This is a genomic window from Chryseobacterium sp. FH1 (assembly GCF_000735135.1).
GTDB lineage: Bacteria > Bacteroidota > Bacteroidia > Flavobacteriales > Weeksellaceae > Epilithonimonas.
Window position 1 is genome coordinate 13,638 of sequence record NZ_JPLZ01000008.1, and the last position, 16,568, is coordinate 30,205.

The window sequence follows — 16,568 nt, forward strand, 5'->3', positions numbered from 1 at the left end:
CGGCATCCTTTTTTGGCATTGCGATGGAATCGTGAGTTCAAAATGCTTCACGTCGCTCGCAATGACAAAAAAGATATAGTGGACAGCGGGATTAAGCTCCTAAAATTGATTAAATTCTTAGTTCAAAAGTCCGAATTTCAGTTTGATTCCGAAGTTTTCTTTGAACACGGAAGTTTGATAATGCCCCAATCTGTAAGCGAAACCGACTCCGAAATTCCTGCCCAAAAATTGATTCCAAGTAACGCCAACTTCCTGATAATAGTGATCTAGCACTCGAAAACGGAACTGATGATCGGTTCTGTTTTTCAGATTTCCGATGGCAGATTGGTACTCCAACTCGATGGTGGAATATCTGAAACCCAAAGTCTTGAACCTCCAAGGCAAAAACTGCGACACTTGGAAAGCGACAAATCTATCGGCAAAAAAAGTTCCCGCAGGCATCGTGGTAAATGCCAAATTGTTGGGCGTGTTGATGTTTGAGTACCACTTGTTTAGGTTGACATCGGTTTGACCTGCAATCTCAAAATTTTTCCAAATGGGTGCATTTCCAGAAGAAATCCCACCGAAAAGTTTGAAGTTGGTGTAGCCTATTTTCGTTCTGAAATGGTGGATTATCAAAGCGTCGAGTCTGTTGTAATCTAAGTTTCCGCCCAAGGCATCTACGCCTTTTTCAAAATTGACGTACGCCTGAGGAAATCCTTTTTCAAATGTGTATTTCCCGCTTGGCGTCATTATATTTTTGTCGTTTGGAGAATATTTCAATGAGAATGTGGAGCTTACATTATCAAATCTATTGCCCAGATCTTTGTATTGATAATCGAAAAGCGCCTGCTGTTTTTCCTTGTTTAGGGCAAGTCTCACGCTCAAAGAATTGGAAACATCGTACAAATAGGATGCGCCCCACTTTTGGTTTTTGTAAAAATTGTCGTTTTGCCAGTCCATATTCATATCTGCAATCTTCATTCTCATATCCCATATCGTATTGCTGAATCTTCCTGCTACAAAGACATCATCCACATAATCTATCCTGAAAATGGAAGTTTTTTCCTGCGACAGTTTCACGTCCAAACCTAACCCGTATTTCCATTTTTTGTCTTTGAATCCGTAACCGAAATAGCCATCGGGAGAAAATGTTTTGTTGAATTTCTCATTCAATTTTACGCCTGCTCCCAAACGGAAACCTTGGTATTTGTCGTAGCTCAGAAATTTGGTCAAGTCGAAATCAATCATTTTGTAGCGGAGATTCCCTCGCAACAATTGCGTTAGAAAACCGAGCTTCTTCTCGAAATCGTGTTTTTCTACAAAGCTGTCAATCTGTGTGTAAGTCGCGCTTTCTCTTGCGGTAAGGCTGTCGGTTCTGTATTTTTCGAGAAGACTTCCGTCTGAGTTTTTCATCTCTAGAGAATAGCCTTTGAAATCTGAAGCATTTTGAGATTCATTGACTTCAAAATCGAAAAATCGGTTTTTGACGTAGAGGTAATTTCCGAAAGTTTTGCTGTTGTATTTTTGTCTATCGGTCAGTTTTGCACCTTTTTTCAGGCTGTCGGTCTTCACGCTGTCTTTCTTGGATGTGTTGAAAGTCTGGTCGCCCATTTTGAGTTTGATGTCCTCATAATCCAAAAACCATTTGTTGCCGATAGGTTTCCATACGGAGACAATGTCGCCTTCGTTTCTTTTTTTGCTGGCACTTTCAAATTTCTTCAGGGCAAAACTTTCTGCATCGACATAGATTTTCCCGTTGAATTTTCTTGGATTTTGCTTTTTCTTATCTGTGATTTCTTTGAATTTGATGACGTAGGTTTTTCTGCCGTCCAACTGCAAAGTGTCCGACATATAGAAATTGAAAAGCTTTCTGTTTTCTTCTCTCAATTGTCGTGGTGTTCTGTTGAGATTTGAAATATTAATCGCCAACGCTTCATAAATTGGGTTTTTAAAACCAGACATTCTGTTGTCTATAATATTGGTTTTTTCACCGAATTTCTGCGAATATTTGTACTCTGTTGCTTTTTCCCAAAGGAACATTTGGCTTTCTTTCGAAGCGTTCAGAAAATCTTCGTTGATCAATGAATCTTTCTTTTCGCTTTCTTTTTGTTTGAATTCCTTCTTGTCAATTTTCGATAGCGAATCTTGTCTTGAGGCCAAGAAATTTTTGAATGTATCAATCGAATCCTTATCTACATCGATGGAAAATTTGGTGTAGGACTTAAAATTGTATGTGTCCAGAGATTTTGGCGAATTGTCTTTTGCTCTTTTATTAAGTTCATCCAGAATCTTCAAAGCTCGCGGGTCACTTTTGTCGCTGATGATGACTTTTTCTATGTTGTTATTCTTTTCCGACGACGCAATCAAAGCAACATCCATTGATTTTTTCACGTCAACCAAAGCATCATCAAAATTGCTGGCAAGGATTTCTACTTTTTTACATTTGGTTTTGAATGATAATTTGCCTTCAAAATCGGTTTTTCCTAGGAGATTGTCTTCGCAATAAACGGATGCATTTTCTATTTGTTTTTTGTCAGCTTTGCTGAAAACCTTTAATTGAGTTTGACCAAAAAATAAGATTGAAATAAAGAAAAATAGATGGGATAGAAGTTTAGTCATTTAGCTTTTATTAATGAAACAAAACTATTGATTAGAATGTTATAAAAATACTACGGAAAATATAAACTTTTGTTAAAGATTTAACAGTTTCATTAATTAAAACCCTCACTTTTTATACAGTCCAAAAACTAATTTTTTTAATTCTAAAAACTTTATCCCCTAAATTTTTAAAGTTCGCGGATGACTTTGCAGGGATTTCCGACCGCTAAAACATTGGCAGGAATATCTTTGGTCACAACACTTCCCGCTCCTATCACCGTATTGTCTCCAATCCTGACGCCAGGAAGAATGCTACAACCCGCGCCAATCCAGACATTATTTCCAACTGTAATTGGATAAGCATATTCCAAAGCTTTGTTGCGTTGCTCCACATCGAATGGATGACCGGCTGTGTAGAATCCGCAGTTGGGTGCAATCATCACGTTGTCTCCGAAAGTGACTTTTGCACAATCGAGAATCACGACGTTGACGTTGGTGTAGAAATTCTCGCCAATCTCGATATTGTAGCCGTAGTCGCAGTAAAAAGGTTGCTCAATGTGGAACATTTTCCCGGTTTTGCCGAAGAGTTTTTTGATTAAGGTTTTTCTTTCTTTAAGCTTGGAAGGCTGGAGATGATTGTATTCAAAACAGAGGTCTTTAGCGATATTTCGTTCTTTGATGAGATGTTTGTCGGAAGCGTCATAGATTTCTCCGCTCAGCATTTTTTCTTTTTCGTTCAGATTATTCATTGTATTTTTACTTTGATAATGGGCAAATTTATGATGTTTGGCTGTTTTTATCAATACTGATTTATAACCATTTTATGATGAAGAATATTAATCTAATAATTATAATACTTTTTTTAATTAGTTGTAAAGACAAATCTCTACACGAAATCAAAAAAGAAAATGACTATTATAAATTTAAAATGCAAATTTCTCCAAATGGTAAATATGAAATTTATAATTATTGCCGATTCGGAACTTTTGCATTTAGCAGTGACATCTGTGGAAGTATAATTGTTGAAAGAGGAAAAAAATTCTCTGAGAGCGGGGGTTACAGAATTAATGGCGATATTCATTCTTGGAAAAATGACACTTTAATTATAAATCGATTTGACAACTATTTGGACCAACCACAGGATACAATTGTTCGAGTAAAATTTGAAAAATTCAAGGATTTAAATCTCAAGATATTAAATTATGGTGCGGTAAATTCAAGTGGAATGAAGGAATACAGCTTTGACTCTTTCAATCTTAATGACAAAGAAATCTGCTTGGAAAATATTGAGAGAACTATGGGAGAAGATATAGAAAAAAATAAATGTTACGCATTAGGAAGTTTTGAAATTATTAATACTAAAGATAGCCTTAAGGAAATTATTGTTAAAACCGTCGCTAAATCAATGAACTTTACATACGCAAATCCAGATGGAACTTATACTGAGAATTTACCTGAAATAAATGTTTTAAGTTTACATTTTAAACCAAAAAAAATAATGAAACCTATAAATACAAAAAGTTTGAAAGGTGTTTTTAATGATATTAAGTAAACTTTTCTTAAAATGAAAACCATCCAATCCGACCTCAACGAAAAACTCCTCCAACAAGAATTCTCTTCTACCATCGAAGGCCAAAACCAACAACTTCAAAAATGTCAAGAAATTGCACAGAATTTTGTTGAATTGGAAAATGGAATTGCTGTTCTGAGCGACCTTCAAAATAATAAAAGTTATGTTTACTCAGGGAAATTGGCTGATGAGCTGGCGATTTTTCAGGATAAAGATTTTCAGGAAATTGAGAGCATTTGGGAGGAAGAACTTTTTGCCAAATTAAATGCTGAAGATGTCTTACAGAAGCATTTGCTGGAACTTCAGTTTTTTCAGTTCATCAAGACCATTCCGTTTGAGGAGCACAAAGATTATTGTGTGGTCAGCAGATTGAGAATTGCTGACAATCTAAACCAAAAAGCGATTTTCCACAAGATGTTTTACTTCACCAATGACAATGATAGAAATGTAGAACTGGCACTTTGTCTCTATCATTTTGATTTTTTGAATTCTTCGCTTCATCACGGGATGATTATCAATACAGCGAATGGTTCGGTGATTCATCAGACGGAAGCTGGAAACTCTGCGTTTTTATCGGTTCGGGAAAAGGAAATTTTGAAGATGATTCAGGATGGAAAGCGAAGCAAGGAAATTGCCGAACTTCTTTTCATAAGTATCAATACCGTGAATCGGCACCGACAGAATATTCTTGAAAAACTGCGCGTCGGGAATATGACGGAAGCTTGTGTGATGGCGACTAAATTGGGATGGATTTGAGTGGGAGGGTTTGGGAGTTGGAGTGTGGGAGAGTTGGAGAGTATTTTGAGGGATTTGGGAGTGTTGAAAGATGATAGAATCCCATAGCCCTGATTGTAGTGGAAATCCCACAGCAGGAGATGGACAAAGCGTAGGCGCGAGGAATTGCAACGGAAAGCAGGTTCCCGGCTCCTGAAAATTTGGTTTATTGTTTTTCTGATTGGACATCTTTGAGGTCGATGTCTTTTAGTTTGGCTTCGATTTTTTCGACTTTTAGGTTTTGTCTGAGGTAGCCGAAGAGGCTCATATTCCAGTTGGCGACCCAAACCAAGGCGAAAAATGCGAGAAGATAACCGCGCCAATCGTCGTAAAGTAGCTTGTACTGCGTGATGACAAGGAATATAAGGCTGATGTAATGGCTGAAACAATATTCGCAAGTAAAAAGGTAAAAGAATTTTCTCTTCACGATTGACTGCGCACTTCCGCAAACTTTTTGGCAATATTCTCTGGGTTCTCGGAAAATCTCTTCCTGGGTGACCGTCCAAACGATGCAAGAAATGGGGATTGCAATTAAAAAAAGATAAATAATTTGAGAATAAAGAGGCATCATAATCTTGATTTTGAAGTGATTCGGAATTAGCAGATTAGCAGAAAAATTGATGCCAAAAAAACTCAGAACCGTTTCCAATCCTGAGTTTTACACAATTAACTAAAAAAATAAATATTAATGAACGGCGCTAAGGTCTATCTTCTCGCCTTTGCCTTTTCGCTCTCTCACGAACAGAACAAACGGAATACAAACCAAAAACACGATTCCCAAATAAAGGAAAACATCCATATATGATAGCACTGTTGCTTGCTTCGTAACCGAGAAATCCAACACTTTGTAAGCCGATTGCAACGCTACATCAGGCGATAATCCTTTTGCCATAAAACTGGCTTTAAGACCGGCCACACGTTGCTGAACATCAAAGTCGTTGACATCCAAATGCGAGACAAGATTGCTCCTGTAAAGTTCACTTCGGTTGGCAATGAAAGTCGTGATCCCAGCAATACCGAAAGAGCCACCCAACTGACGCATCATTCCTGTAAACGCGGCGCCTTGACCGATTTCGGGACCTTTCAAAGTACTGAGTGAAAGTGAAGTAATTGGAATAAATAACAATCCCAATCCCATTCCGCGGACAATCAACATCCAGAAGAAGGCGTCTTTGCTGGTGTCTGGCGTCAAAATCTTGTAACCCCAGAAACTATAAATAAAGAAAATCAACAATCCTAACGACACCAAAATCTGCTGTTTGACTCCTTTTGTCAATAATTTTCCGATGATCGGCATCATAAAAGCGGTGGTCAAAGCGGCTGGAATCATCAATGCACCCGATTGCAAAGCAGTCCAACCCAAAACACTTTGCGTGTAAAGTGGAACAATGAACGTGGAACCGTACAATCCAAATCCTAAAACGAAGGACATAATGGTTCCGATTCTCAAATTTCCATTTTTCAAAACGCGGAGTTCTACGATTGGATATTTGAAGGTGAGTTCTCGCCAAATGAACAAGATAAATCCGACAACAGCCGTAATGGTCAAAAACAAAATAGCTTTGCTTTCGAACCAATCGTCCTCGTGGCCTCTTTCCAAAATGTATTGCAATGAGCCTACGAAAGCGGCCAAAAGTGCAATTCCTGCCCAATCGACATCCGAAGCTGAACGTTTCTCAGAAAATTTGGGACTTCTAACAAATTGAATAGTCAATAATACCGCAATAATTCCCAATGGAATATTGATGTAAAAAATATACGGCCAACTGTAATTATCAACAATATAACCTCCCAATGGCGGACCCAAAGTTGGTCCGATAATCACACCCAAACCATAGATCGCCTGAGCCATACTTCTTTTCTCAATCGGATAAGATTCCGTAATGATGGTTTGCGAAGTCACCAAAAGTGCACCGCCACCAATTCCCTGCATCAATCTGAAAAACACGAGTTCCCAAATATTGTCCGCATTACCACAGAGAAAAGAGAAAACCGTAAATATGATAATGGAAGCCGCAAAGTAATTTCGCCGCCCGAACTGCTGAGAAAGCCAGCTCGTCATTGGAACGATGATCACGTTTCCAATCGCGTACGCCGTAATCACCCAACCAACTTCGGACAAAGTTGCACCCAGATTACCTTTCATCTCGTTCAGTGCCACATTCACAATCGTAGAATCTACAATCTCGAGAAGCGCGCACATAATGGCGGTGATGGTAATAATGGTTCTGCGGAATCCATATTCTACTAATGAATCGTCTTGCATAATTTTTAGGTTGGAAAATGGAAGTCAGAGGAAGAAAGTTTTGAAACTTCTTGCTTGCGCCTTCCATCTTCCTTAATTTTTATTTTAATGAAACCACAGTTTTCACATTCATCCCGACACGAAGTTTTTTCATAATCTCGGAGTCGATTTTGTTGAATGTAATTTTAATAGGTAATCTCTGAACCACTTTTACGAAGTTTCCACTTGCGTTGTCTGGAGGCAACAAAGAAAATGTAGATCCTGTTGCCGGAGAGAAGGAAGCGATTGTCCCTTCAAATTTATGATCCGGGAAAGCATCGATCTCGATTTCCACTTTTTGTCCTTCCACCATTTTTTCAACCTGCGTTTCTTTGTAGTTTGCCACCACCCATTTTTGATTGCTCAAAACCACGCTGAACAATTGCGATCCAGCTTGAACAAATTGTCCTGGCTGAACAGGAATCTTGGAAACGTAACCGTTTTCTTTTGCGGTAATCACAGTGTAAGAAAGATTCAGTTTTGCATTTTCAACGTCCACTTGTCTTTGTTTCAATTGCGAATTCGCAACACCGATGTTTTGATAAGTCGCGTTGGACTGAGACGTTACAACGCCAGTTTGCACATTCGCCTGATTTTTTTGATCTACCAAAACCTGCAATTGTTTCTGAGCCGATTGGTACGCTGCAGAAGCCTGTTCGAATTGTTGTTGCGTGATGCTGTGGTCTTTCACCAATTCAGAATATCTTTTCATATCTTGCTCGGTTCTCCAAACGTTGACTTTCGCTGCTTCGATTTGTGCATTTGCCGTTTGAACTGCCGCTCTGGAATTATTGATTCCCGAAGCTGCCGCCTCAGAACCTGCATGCGCTGAAGTCACGTTGCTCTGAGCTGTTCCCAAAGCGGCTTCTGCTTGAGAAACTGCCATTTTCTGATCTCTATTATCAAGAACAATCAATGTATCGCCTTTCTTAACGAATTGATTGTCTTTCACTTTCACTTCTGAGATGTAGCCGGAAATTTTGGAAATCACGGGACTTACGTCTGCGGCGATTTGTGCATCATCGGTCTCCTCATGAGCCTGTCCGTATTGGTATTGTCTAAATCCGAAGAAAGCCGCCGCCAAAACTGCAACTGTCAAAACGATGTAGAAAACGGGACTTTTTTTCTTTTTCACAGGAACTTCTCCCTGCTCGAATTTTATATTGTCTTGTGCCATTATTTTGTTTAAAGTTTTATGTTCTAAGTTTATTTAAAGTCTATTTTGAACCAATTATCATTTATAGATTATCAATTATTATTGATTGTTCCTGTTGTTTGCAATAATTTCTTGTGAGCCAAGGCCGCATCTGCTTTTGAAGTGATGACATTGACGTTTGCTGTGATTTTAGCCGTGTCTGCATCCAGAAGATTGGTGATTGTTTCCAGACCCGCATTGTATTTGTTTAATGTAATTCGGTAATTTTCTTCCGCTTGTTCCAAAGCTCTTTGGTAAACATCGATTTTTTTGTGGGCATAAAGATCATTTTGATAATCGCGTCTCACTTCCAAGGTCACGTTGTCATTAAGCAAATCATTATTCGCCGCCAATTCCTGTTCTTTGGCTTTTGACTGAACGTAGCTTGAGTTTTTCTTCCAAATATTCGAAAGGTTGTATTGAATTCCAACGCCGACATTCACAGCATTGGTGATGGTCAAAAGTTTTGGAATGTCTGCGGCAACATAACCACCAGTGAAAGCCAATGAAGGGAGATGTTCTGCTTTTGCAGATTTGCTTCCAAGGGCCGCCGCTTTTCTTTGATAATCTAAAGCTTTGATGTCATTTCGATTTTCTCTCGCCAAATTCAAATAATAATCATCCGGTTTTCCAAGATCGTCTTCTCCGATATAATTAGAATCAACCTCTATTTCCGTGTTGTCAGGAAGTCCTAACAGCAAATCCATGTTGATGTTGGCAATGCTGTAATTGTTCTCAGCCTCCATCAATTGCAACTCGATATTCGAAGTTTGAAGTTGCGCCTTTAACCGATCGTTTCTGGCAATCACGCCATTATTCTCTAGTTTGATGAACGACTCATCTCTTTTTTGAGACGATATCAAATTTTCTTTGAGCAGTTTCACCACTTCATTCGCTTTGAACAAATTGTTGTAAGCTTGGGAAATGTTGTAGGCAATGGCATTTTTGTCGTTTTCAGCATTCAGTTTGGAAGCTTCTACGAGATACTCAGCGGATTTGATTCCGTATTTGATTCGCCCGCCCGCATAGATCGGCACAGAAAGATTTGCAGATCCGTAAAGGACATTGCTCACTTTTGGTCCGCCACCGGCCATTCCTGGGATTTTCAGATCAACATTTGGTTTCAGTGGCAAGTACAAGTAACTTCCAGAAACCGTCAGCTCCGGCAGTTGCTTGTTCTTCGCCGCCAAAAGATTGGCAGTAGATTCCTCGATTTGAGCTTGATCTATTTTAAGATACTTGCTGTTTTCGATTCCTAATTTAACCGCTTCTTGCAGACTGATGGTTCGTTTTTCCTGCGCGGAAAAGACACCAAAAGTTCCAACAAGAATAATAGCTGTTAAAAACTTATTCAATGTTCGCATTATTTTAATTGTAATTGAGTATAAATTATTGTTCTTGATAGCCAACCAAAGCTCTCATAATGGTTTTCACGTGATTGGCAACTTCCTGGAAATACTGATTCTCGTTTTGTTTCTCATCAAAGTCAGGATCATTCTTTTTAAGATATTCCTTGTACATTTTGATGCCGTGCATCGCGTTGAAGATGGTTCCGGAAATGGTGCATTGCAAAAGGTGATAAGAAGGTCTTTTGGTGAAAATCCCTTTTTCCAAACCAATTTCTACAATTCTTTGGTTGATCTCTATATAATTGATTTTCGAATCCTTAAGAAAAGTCTGAATATTTTTGTTTTGACTAATGACCTGCTGTGTATGAATCAACAAATAGAAATCTTTAAATTTCTGAACACGGTTGACAAAATTATCTACAAAAGCGTCCAACTTTTCGATTTCATTCAGGTCGTTATTTTCCACGATATGTTTGGCGAAGTTGAGTCCCTCTTCCATTCTCCATCGGAAAAGTTCTTCCATCAGATTTTCTTTGGATCCGAAATAATAGGAGATCATCGAGACGTTCACTTTCGCTTTCGAGGCAATATCTCGTACAGAAGTTCCATTATAACCATTGGCAGCAAATAGTTTTTCTGCGACCATCATAATATTTTCCTCCTTTGTTTGCATTTTTCTAAATTTTGACGATGCAAAGTTAAATCAAAATAAGGATTCAATCAAACATTTGTTTGATTAATTTTATATTAACAAAAAGAGAGATTAGAAATGAGAATTGGATGTGAGAATTTTATTATAAATAAAGGACTTTCTTTGAATTAATTATTTAAAATCAGAATTGCGTTTCAAGGCATAAATTTTATCTATCGACAAAAATGAGAAGACGACGCCAACGAAAAGTATGAAAGACCGAACCCAATTCATACTACTCCATTCAGAAGCAATCTTTATTAGCGTTTCTTTATCCAGTATCGGTTCTGAGAGGTACATCAAATCATTCCGAGGATGGAAATATGTGAAGGCAAAAATATCTCCCGAAATATAACACAGCAAAGCAATTCCAAGAAAAACTCTGACTGAATTTGCAGTTTTCCAAAATAAAATAAGTGACAACAGTGTAAGAAACTGAGTAGCAGGTGAAAATATCTTGAAAAAATCTCCAGGATTCACCGTCTTGAAATATTCTCTTGCAGCTACGATGGAATTTGGAATATCACTTTTCGCGGCATCAGAAATCACCATAGAATTGAAAACATTCGCGAACAAAATACCGCATGCGAATGCAACAGAAGTGAATGGAATTACTTTTTTCATAGTCTTGTTTTTTATATGAAATAAATTTAGCAATAAAATTCATAACAAGCTACAAAACAGATAATTATAATTCAGTTGAGAATACACTTACTTTGAGAAAAGCATATCCAGACTTCTAAAATTCATCCATTCAGCATGTTTTTTACTATTATTGCTAATAGCAATTGCTGTGAGTTTATTTTCTTTGGAACTTAGGTTTTTTCTATAAATCACATAATAAGTCAGGTTATGCTTATCATCGTTCCATTCTAAAGCCTCTTCTGTGATGTGTCTCGTTTCTTGCTCTCCATTTTCATCTAAAAATATTGGATGCTCTTTTGTGTTTTCAAGCTTTTTATAAAAAGTAGTTTTTCCGAAACTTTTATTGAATTCGCTTACCAATGATTCACATTTTTCATTATTCTCCAATTCCAATTCGTAGACAAATGCAGAATTGTTATTCTTCAAATAATAGATAATCAAAGTATTGATCTTTCCGATATTCAGATTATTGAATTTAAAGTCATTAGCAGGTGAAAATGAAAATTCTTCGTAGTCCAAATTCAGATTGTACATCGTATTATGATTGTCATCCTTGGTAAGATTTGAGTCGTTCAAGATATCATCAATACTTCTATTCAACCCAATCTTATCTATTTGTACCGTCTCCCGTTTTGTAGAATGCGTTTCAGTTTTGATTTCCTTTTTTTCCTGGCCATCGCAAGAATTTATTAAAGAAAGAATTGCGAATAGAAATAGTATTATTTTCATTTTATTTTAAAATAATATTGATTTTAAAATTTCGATTAACTCGAAGCTTTGTGAATATATCGCGTCAATTTGATTCCCATATCGGTCAAAACGATTTTGGAATTGGCATTTCGGGAAATGTGATAAGAAGCATCTGTGATTTCTTCGACTATAGAAACAATGTTCGCTCCGTGGATAAACTTCGAAAATGCTGACCAGTTGAAATTGCCTTCAGAAAGTTTTTTGTAGACCAGATCGTCATTGCCATAATTCTGAAGCATTGCCAAACGGAAGATCTCTATACAATAATTCAAGAATTTCATTTGTTTTTCTCGGTTCCATTCTGAGATCTGTCGCGCCCATTTTACGATTTCCCGCAAAACTTCCGGTTTCTTTTTCGCCTGAAATGCATTACGTACCCATTGTATAAACAAAGTTTCGAATTCTGAGGTTCCAACATTGTTGTCAGACAAAAACTTGGCAAGATTCCAATCACCTTGGGATTGATAGGCAATTTCTTTTGCCGTTTCTTTGTTTGAAAGACTTTGTAGAATATCTTCGGTACTGATTCGTGGGACATTCACGATTTGACATCTCGACAAAATGGTTGGCAAAATATCATTTGCACTTGGCGCACAAAGAATGATGTAGGTGTTTTTTGGCGGTTCTTCCAGAAACTTCAGGATTTTGTTGGCCGCAGAATCATTCATTTTGTCCGCTCGCCAAACGATGAGGATTTTGCTTCCGCCTTCAAAACTTTTCAAGAGAAAGCGTTGCGCAATATCTTCGGCCTCGTCTGCGGAGATGAAAAACTGTTTGTTCTCAGATTCTAAAAAACTCGTCCAGTCATCAAACGATGAATAAGGATTTTCCAAGATCATTTCTCTCCACTGGTCGAAATATCGTTTGCTGAGTGAAATATTTTTCTCGGTAAAAACCGGAAAACTGAAATGCAGATCCAGATGATTCAGATTCTCGATTTTATGGGCAGATGCGGGATTTTCTTTTTCAAAAATTGCCTGAGCCATCGCCAAAGCCATCGGTAGAACGCCGTAACCTTCTTCTCCTAAGAAAAGTTGAGCGTGCCCAACTCTGGAATCATTGATGCTTTCCTGCAGTACATTTTTGAGCGCCGACTGGCCGATAATCTGTTCCCACTTCATCTTTAGTTATCTATTTTTTTTAAGGCCAGATGCAATAACTTCATCAAAATTATTTCTGTTTAATGAATTTGCAAATAGCGATTTCATAGTGACAAAGATAGAAAAAAGCTGGAAGCAGAAAGTCTGATGATGGATGTTTTTGGATGGGTTTAAAAAATTAATTTTTAGTTTTATTAAAATCATCACCTGGCAGATTTGGAAATTTTACAAATTTGAGTCAGAGCGACAAAGCAGGAATAGAACGTGGAAAAGTTGCCCAAATTAATAAGTTTAAAGAGGCTAATATCTCTCTATAGTCTTCCAAGCTCTGACTTACCGCTCCTTAACAAACTTTAACCGAAATATATTTTTGCAATTCATTATTAATTAAGATATTTGCGGATTGAAATTTTAAAGGAAAAACGCAGAAAAAGTCAAGTCATATAAACAATGATAGATGTTGAGCAAATACAAATGACCTTTAAAAAAACAAGCAATATCTAAATATGAAAAGAATTTTTGTTTTATCATCATTGGTTGCAGGATATTTCCTTAATGCACAAAGTATTGGAAACTCACCGTACGGTGTTTATGGAATTGGGGATGTGAAATATGATAATACAGTAGAGACCAACGCAATGGGAGGAATCTCTACGGCGTATATTTGGGACTTCAACAACAGCTTTAATTTCCGGAACCCAGCAGCTAATACCAATCTTGAACTCACAACGATAAAGGTAGAGGGCACGAATGAGAATAATTATTATAAGTCTGACTTTAATAATATCAACAGTACAAAGCATTCGACTTATGTTTCCAACATCAGCATTGCTTTTCCTATATCCAAAACAGTAAAATTCGGGATGGGATTCCAGCCGTATAGTGCTAAAAGTTACAACATTGGAAGTGTTAGTCAATTAAACGACGAGAATGTAGAAGTGCGTAATTTTCGTGGCGAAGGTTCTGTAAATACAGTTCAAGCAGCTTTGTCTTACCAAATCACGCCTGCATTCGCCTTAGGTTTGAGATCTAATTTTTACTTCGGAAAATTAACTGATATCGAGGAGGTTACCTTTATCCCCGCGGCAGAACTTATAAGTGGATATTCTACAAGTTATCGAGTGAAGGCTTTCAACTTTACCTTGGGAACCACTTATCAGAAAAAAATGGCAAACGATCATAAATTGACTGTTGGTGCTACATATACAATTGGAAATAGTGGCAATATGAGAAGTATTTACACAAACAGTACTTACTACAAGTTGGTGGGTGAAGAAAAATACTATGAAAACATTATAGATCAGCAGACCACGATTGATAAAAAATTCCTTCCACAAGAAGCTTCTTTGGGACTTGGTTACGGAAAAGACACAAAATGGTTCTTTGGAACTCAGGTGGATTACAAAAAAGGAGAAAACTTCAATTATCTTGGAAGTACTTTGGCTTATCAGGATTCTTACAAATACTCTGTCGGAGGTTGGTGGTTGCCAAATTTCAATGATTTCCGTTCTTATTTCTCAAGAGTTATCTACAGATATGGTGCGTACTATGAGAAAGGAAACTTGCAAATCAACGGAACCAATATCAACAGAATGGCTTTGACTGCAGGCGTAACGCTACCATTTCAAAAAAGCCAAATCAACCGTATGAACAGTATGGACATTGGAATTGAGGTTGGTAAAAGAGGAACTTTGGACAACAACCTGATCCGCCAGAATTTCATCAACCTAAGAATTGGAATCAACTTCGCGGACAAATGGTTTAACAAGAGACTTTACAACTAACGACCGAACATTGATAATCTAACAAATGACAGATTATTGTTTCAAAATATTTAAATTAAAAACATCACAACAATTCTTTTTGTTGCTGATGTTTTTTCTTATGCAGTCTTGTGAAGAAGATATTACGAAGGTCAATCATAATAAGAAAACTAACTTCGCTTCTCAAATTATCCACAATGCGAATATCATCCAGCGCGATTCCGGAGTGGTGAAAGTACGATTCAAAGCGCCGTTGCTGGAGAGTTATGAGTTAATAGATTCACCTTACGTAGAAGCGAAAAAAGGAATCTATCTGGAATTCTTCGACAAGAAAAATCCGAAAGTTCCTGGCAAGGTTTGGGCAAACTATGCCAAAAACAATGTTAAAAGAGATTCTTACTTTGCTAAAGGCAGAGTAAAAATCATAACCACAGAAGGACAAACTTTTGTGACAGAAACCATCAATTGGGACAAGCGGAACGGAAAGATGTACACCAAAGACACCGTTTTCGTTTCGGACAAAGACGGAAATATTCTGGTTGGTGCGCACGGAATGGTGGCCAAAGATGACTTTACAGAATACACTTTCTTCAACAATTCCGGAAGTTTCAATTCTACCAATTTGCCGACGACAAGCAAATAGCGATTGGCCTCTGGCGACTTGCTTTTGGCTTTGTCCATCAATAAAAGATAATTTATTCTAATGGAAAATCTAAGTTTGCATGCCATCGGTTTAATGTCTGGAACCAGTCTGGATGGTTTGGATATTTGTTATTCTAAATTCACAAAAAACGATTCCAATTGGAGTTTCGATATTTTGAAGTGTGAGACTATCGCCTACTCTTCTGAATGGGAAAACGATCTGAAAAACGCCATCTACTTTTCCAGCGAAAGATTGTTGCAACTCAATTCCGATTACGGATTTTATCTTGGTGAGAAAGTGCAGGAATTTATCATTAAAAATAATATCATCGATCTAGATTTAATTTCGTCGCACGGACACACCGTTTTTCATCAGCCAGAAAAGAAATTCACATTGCAGATTGGAGATGGACGAGCGATTAAAATCAAGACCAATAAAACCGTAATTTACGATTTCCGAACTCAAGACGTTTTGCTTGGCGGAAACGGCGCACCATTGGTTCCAGTTGGCGATGAATTGTTGTTTGATGACTTTGATGCGTGTTTGAATCTTGGCGGATTTTCCAACATTTCTGTGAAGCGTGACGGAAAACGAATGGCTTTTGACATTTGTCCTGTCAATATTATTCTGAATAATCTGGCTTTGAAGCTTGGAAAAAAATATGATGAGAATGGCAATTTGGCAAGGTCAGGAATTATTGATTATGAACTTTTGAATGAACTGAATCAGTTAGATTTCTATAAGGAAAAAGCACCGAAATCTCTTGGAATCGAATGGATCAATGCGCAAGTTTTACCATTAATTAAAAATCAAAAATCGGAAGATCTTTTGACGACTTTCACAGAACATTCTGCGTTTCAGATTGCGAAAATATTGGAAGAATTTGACATCCAAAATGTGTTGATAACCGGCGGAGGAACTTACAACCGCTATCTCATCGAAAAAATAAAAGCAAAGACCAAAACCGAAATTCAAATTCCTGCAAGAGAAATCATTGAATATAAAGAAGCTTTGATTTTTGCTTTTATGGGCGTCTTGAGATCATTAAATCTCAACAATGTTTTGTCTTCAGCAACCGGAAGTTTGGCGGATCATTCGTCCGGATTGATTGCCAATTAAAGTTGTTCGATCTTATCTGTCAAAGAATTGAAGACTCAATAGAAAATATTTCTGTTGAACCTTGAACAAACGTTCAATCGAAGAACTTCAGCCCCGCTTTTGGCA

Annotated in this window: 15 protein-coding genes; 5 read left to right on the forward strand and 10 right to left on the reverse strand. The window is 37.5% G+C overall.

Annotated elements, in window-relative coordinates; translation table 11 throughout:
• Nucleotides 1–117 precede the first annotated feature (117 nt).
• Complete coding sequence (locus IO90_RS17335) at nucleotides 118–2,601, reverse strand: hypothetical protein (RefSeq protein WP_034970407.1); 2,484 nt, start codon at nucleotides 2,599–2,601, stop codon at nucleotides 118–120.
• Between the two features lie 167 nt (nucleotides 2,602–2,768).
• Nucleotides 2,769–3,329 (reverse strand): sugar O-acetyltransferase, encoded by a 561-nt coding sequence (locus tag IO90_RS17340; protein ID WP_034970410.1) that lies wholly within the window; start codon nucleotides 3,327–3,329, stop codon nucleotides 2,769–2,771.
• A 74-nt stretch (nucleotides 3,330–3,403) separates the two neighbouring features.
• Between IO90_RS17340 and IO90_RS17345 the strand changes: the two genes are divergently transcribed.
• Together IO90_RS17345 and IO90_RS17350 are read left to right on the forward strand one after the other, a co-directional pair.
• Complete coding sequence (locus IO90_RS17345) at nucleotides 3,404–4,132, forward strand: hypothetical protein (RefSeq protein ID WP_131450912.1); 729 nt, start codon at nucleotides 3,404–3,406, stop codon at nucleotides 4,130–4,132.
• 12 nt (nucleotides 4,133–4,144) lie between these two features.
• Entirely contained in the window at nucleotides 4,145–4,906 is a 762-nt protein-coding gene (locus IO90_RS17350; RefSeq protein WP_034970416.1) for a response regulator transcription factor, read from the forward strand.
• 184 nt (nucleotides 4,907–5,090) lie between these two features.
• Here IO90_RS17350 and IO90_RS17355 read toward each other — a convergent pair whose 3' ends face one another.
• The 8 genes from IO90_RS17355 to IO90_RS17390 all read right to left on the reverse strand — a co-directional run bounded on the left by IO90_RS17355 (nucleotide 5,091) and on the right by IO90_RS17390 (nucleotide 12,959).
• Nucleotides 5,091–5,495, reverse strand: coding sequence for a hypothetical protein (locus IO90_RS17355; RefSeq protein WP_228374715.1), 405 nt, complete (start codon nucleotides 5,493–5,495; stop codon nucleotides 5,091–5,093).
• Between the two features lie 114 nt (nucleotides 5,496–5,609).
• A complete protein-coding gene (locus IO90_RS17360) occupies nucleotides 5,610–7,190 on the reverse strand; it encodes a DHA2 family efflux MFS transporter permease subunit (protein WP_034970420.1) in 1,581 nt (526 codons plus the stop codon).
• Nucleotides 7,191–7,269: 79 nt separating this feature from the next.
• Entirely contained in the window at nucleotides 7,270–8,385 is a 1,116-nt protein-coding gene (locus tag IO90_RS17365) for an HlyD family secretion protein (protein ID WP_034970423.1), read from the reverse strand.
• A gap of 71 nt (nucleotides 8,386–8,456) precedes the next feature.
• The gene (locus IO90_RS17370; RefSeq protein ID WP_034970427.1) at nucleotides 8,457–9,767 is read right to left on the reverse strand and encodes a TolC family protein; all 1,311 of its coding nucleotides are present in this window, start codon (nucleotides 9,765–9,767) and stop codon (nucleotides 8,457–8,459) included.
• A 25-nt stretch (nucleotides 9,768–9,792) separates the two neighbouring features.
• Nucleotides 9,793–10,425: a TetR/AcrR family transcriptional regulator gene (locus IO90_RS17375; protein WP_034970430.1), complete on the reverse strand. Its 633-nt coding sequence runs from the start codon at nucleotides 10,423–10,425 to the stop codon at nucleotides 9,793–9,795.
• 150 nt (nucleotides 10,426–10,575) lie between these two features.
• Nucleotides 10,576–11,067 (reverse strand): DUF1772 domain-containing protein, encoded by a 492-nt coding sequence (locus IO90_RS17380; RefSeq protein WP_034970432.1) that lies wholly within the window; start codon nucleotides 11,065–11,067, stop codon nucleotides 10,576–10,578.
• 87 nt (nucleotides 11,068–11,154) lie between these two features.
• On the reverse strand, nucleotides 11,155–11,817 hold the full coding sequence (locus IO90_RS17385) for a hypothetical protein (protein WP_034970433.1): 663 nt from the start codon (nucleotides 11,815–11,817) through the stop codon (nucleotides 11,155–11,157).
• A gap of 35 nt (nucleotides 11,818–11,852) precedes the next feature.
• Nucleotides 11,853–12,959: an ATP-binding protein gene (locus tag IO90_RS17390; protein ID WP_034970435.1), complete on the reverse strand. Its 1,107-nt coding sequence runs from the start codon at nucleotides 12,957–12,959 to the stop codon at nucleotides 11,853–11,855.
• A 485-nt stretch (nucleotides 12,960–13,444) separates the two neighbouring features.
• On the opposite strand from IO90_RS17390, the gene IO90_RS17395 reads away from it, so the two are divergent.
• The 3 genes from IO90_RS17395 to IO90_RS17405 all read left to right on the forward strand — a co-directional run bounded on the left by IO90_RS17395 (nucleotide 13,445) and on the right by IO90_RS17405 (nucleotide 16,463).
• Nucleotides 13,445–14,722 (forward strand): membrane protein, encoded by a 1,278-nt coding sequence (locus tag IO90_RS17395; protein WP_034970438.1) that lies wholly within the window; start codon nucleotides 13,445–13,447, stop codon nucleotides 14,720–14,722.
• A gap of 88 nt (nucleotides 14,723–14,810) precedes the next feature.
• The gene (gene lptC, locus IO90_RS17400) at nucleotides 14,811–15,344 is read left to right on the forward strand and encodes an LPS export ABC transporter periplasmic protein LptC (protein ID WP_051878922.1); all 534 of its coding nucleotides are present in this window, start codon (nucleotides 14,811–14,813) and stop codon (nucleotides 15,342–15,344) included.
• A 60-nt stretch (nucleotides 15,345–15,404) separates the two neighbouring features.
• Nucleotides 15,405–16,463 carry an anhydro-N-acetylmuramic acid kinase gene (locus tag IO90_RS17405; protein WP_034970444.1) on the forward strand — a complete coding sequence of 353 codons (1,059 nt, stop codon included), beginning with the start codon at nucleotides 15,405–15,407 and terminating at the stop codon, nucleotides 16,461–16,463.
• Nucleotides 16,464–16,568: the final 105 nt, after the last annotated feature.

What these genes read in the sequence shown, in the direction of transcription:
- IO90_RS17380 (WP_034970432.1), bottom strand. Translation starts at nt 11,067, where the DNA reads ATGAAAAAAGTAATTCCATTCACTTCTGTTGCATTCGCATGCGGTATT.
- IO90_RS17390 (WP_034970435.1), bottom strand. Translation starts at nt 12,959, where the DNA reads ATGAAGTGGGAACAGATTATCGGCCAGTCGGCGCTCAAAAATGTACTG.
- IO90_RS17370 (WP_034970427.1), bottom strand. Translation starts at nt 9,767, where the DNA reads ATGCGAACATTGAATAAGTTTTTAACAGCTATTATTCTTGTTGGAACT.
- lptC (WP_051878922.1), top strand. Translation starts at nt 14,811, where the DNA reads ATGTTTTTTCTTATGCAGTCTTGTGAAGAAGATATTACGAAGGTCAAT.
- IO90_RS17355 (WP_228374715.1), bottom strand. Translation starts at nt 5,495, where the DNA reads ATGATGCCTCTTTATTCTCAAATTATTTATCTTTTTTTAATTGCAATC.
- IO90_RS17365 (WP_034970423.1), bottom strand. Translation starts at nt 8,385, where the DNA reads ATGGCACAAGACAATATAAAATTCGAGCAGGGAGAAGTTCCTGTGAAA.
- IO90_RS17335 (WP_034970407.1), bottom strand. Translation starts at nt 2,601, where the DNA reads ATGACTAAACTTCTATCCCATCTATTTTTCTTTATTTCAATCTTATTT.
- IO90_RS17360 (WP_034970420.1), bottom strand. Translation starts at nt 7,190, where the DNA reads ATGCAAGACGATTCATTAGTAGAATATGGATTCCGCAGAACCATTATT.
- IO90_RS17340 (WP_034970410.1), bottom strand. Translation starts at nt 3,329, where the DNA reads ATGAATAATCTGAACGAAAAAGAAAAAATGCTGAGCGGAGAAATCTAT.
- IO90_RS17350 (WP_034970416.1), top strand. Translation starts at nt 4,145, where the DNA reads ATGAAAACCATCCAATCCGACCTCAACGAAAAACTCCTCCAACAAGAA.
- IO90_RS17395 (WP_034970438.1), top strand. Translation starts at nt 13,445, where the DNA reads ATGAAAAGAATTTTTGTTTTATCATCATTGGTTGCAGGATATTTCCTT.
- IO90_RS17375 (WP_034970430.1), bottom strand. Translation starts at nt 10,425, where the DNA reads ATGCAAACAAAGGAGGAAAATATTATGATGGTCGCAGAAAAACTATTT.
- IO90_RS17405 (WP_034970444.1), top strand. Translation starts at nt 15,405, where the DNA reads ATGGAAAATCTAAGTTTGCATGCCATCGGTTTAATGTCTGGAACCAGT.
- IO90_RS17385 (WP_034970433.1), bottom strand. Translation starts at nt 11,817, where the DNA reads ATGAAAATAATACTATTTCTATTCGCAATTCTTTCTTTAATAAATTCT.
- IO90_RS17345 (WP_131450912.1), top strand. Translation starts at nt 3,404, where the DNA reads ATGATGAAGAATATTAATCTAATAATTATAATACTTTTTTTAATTAGT.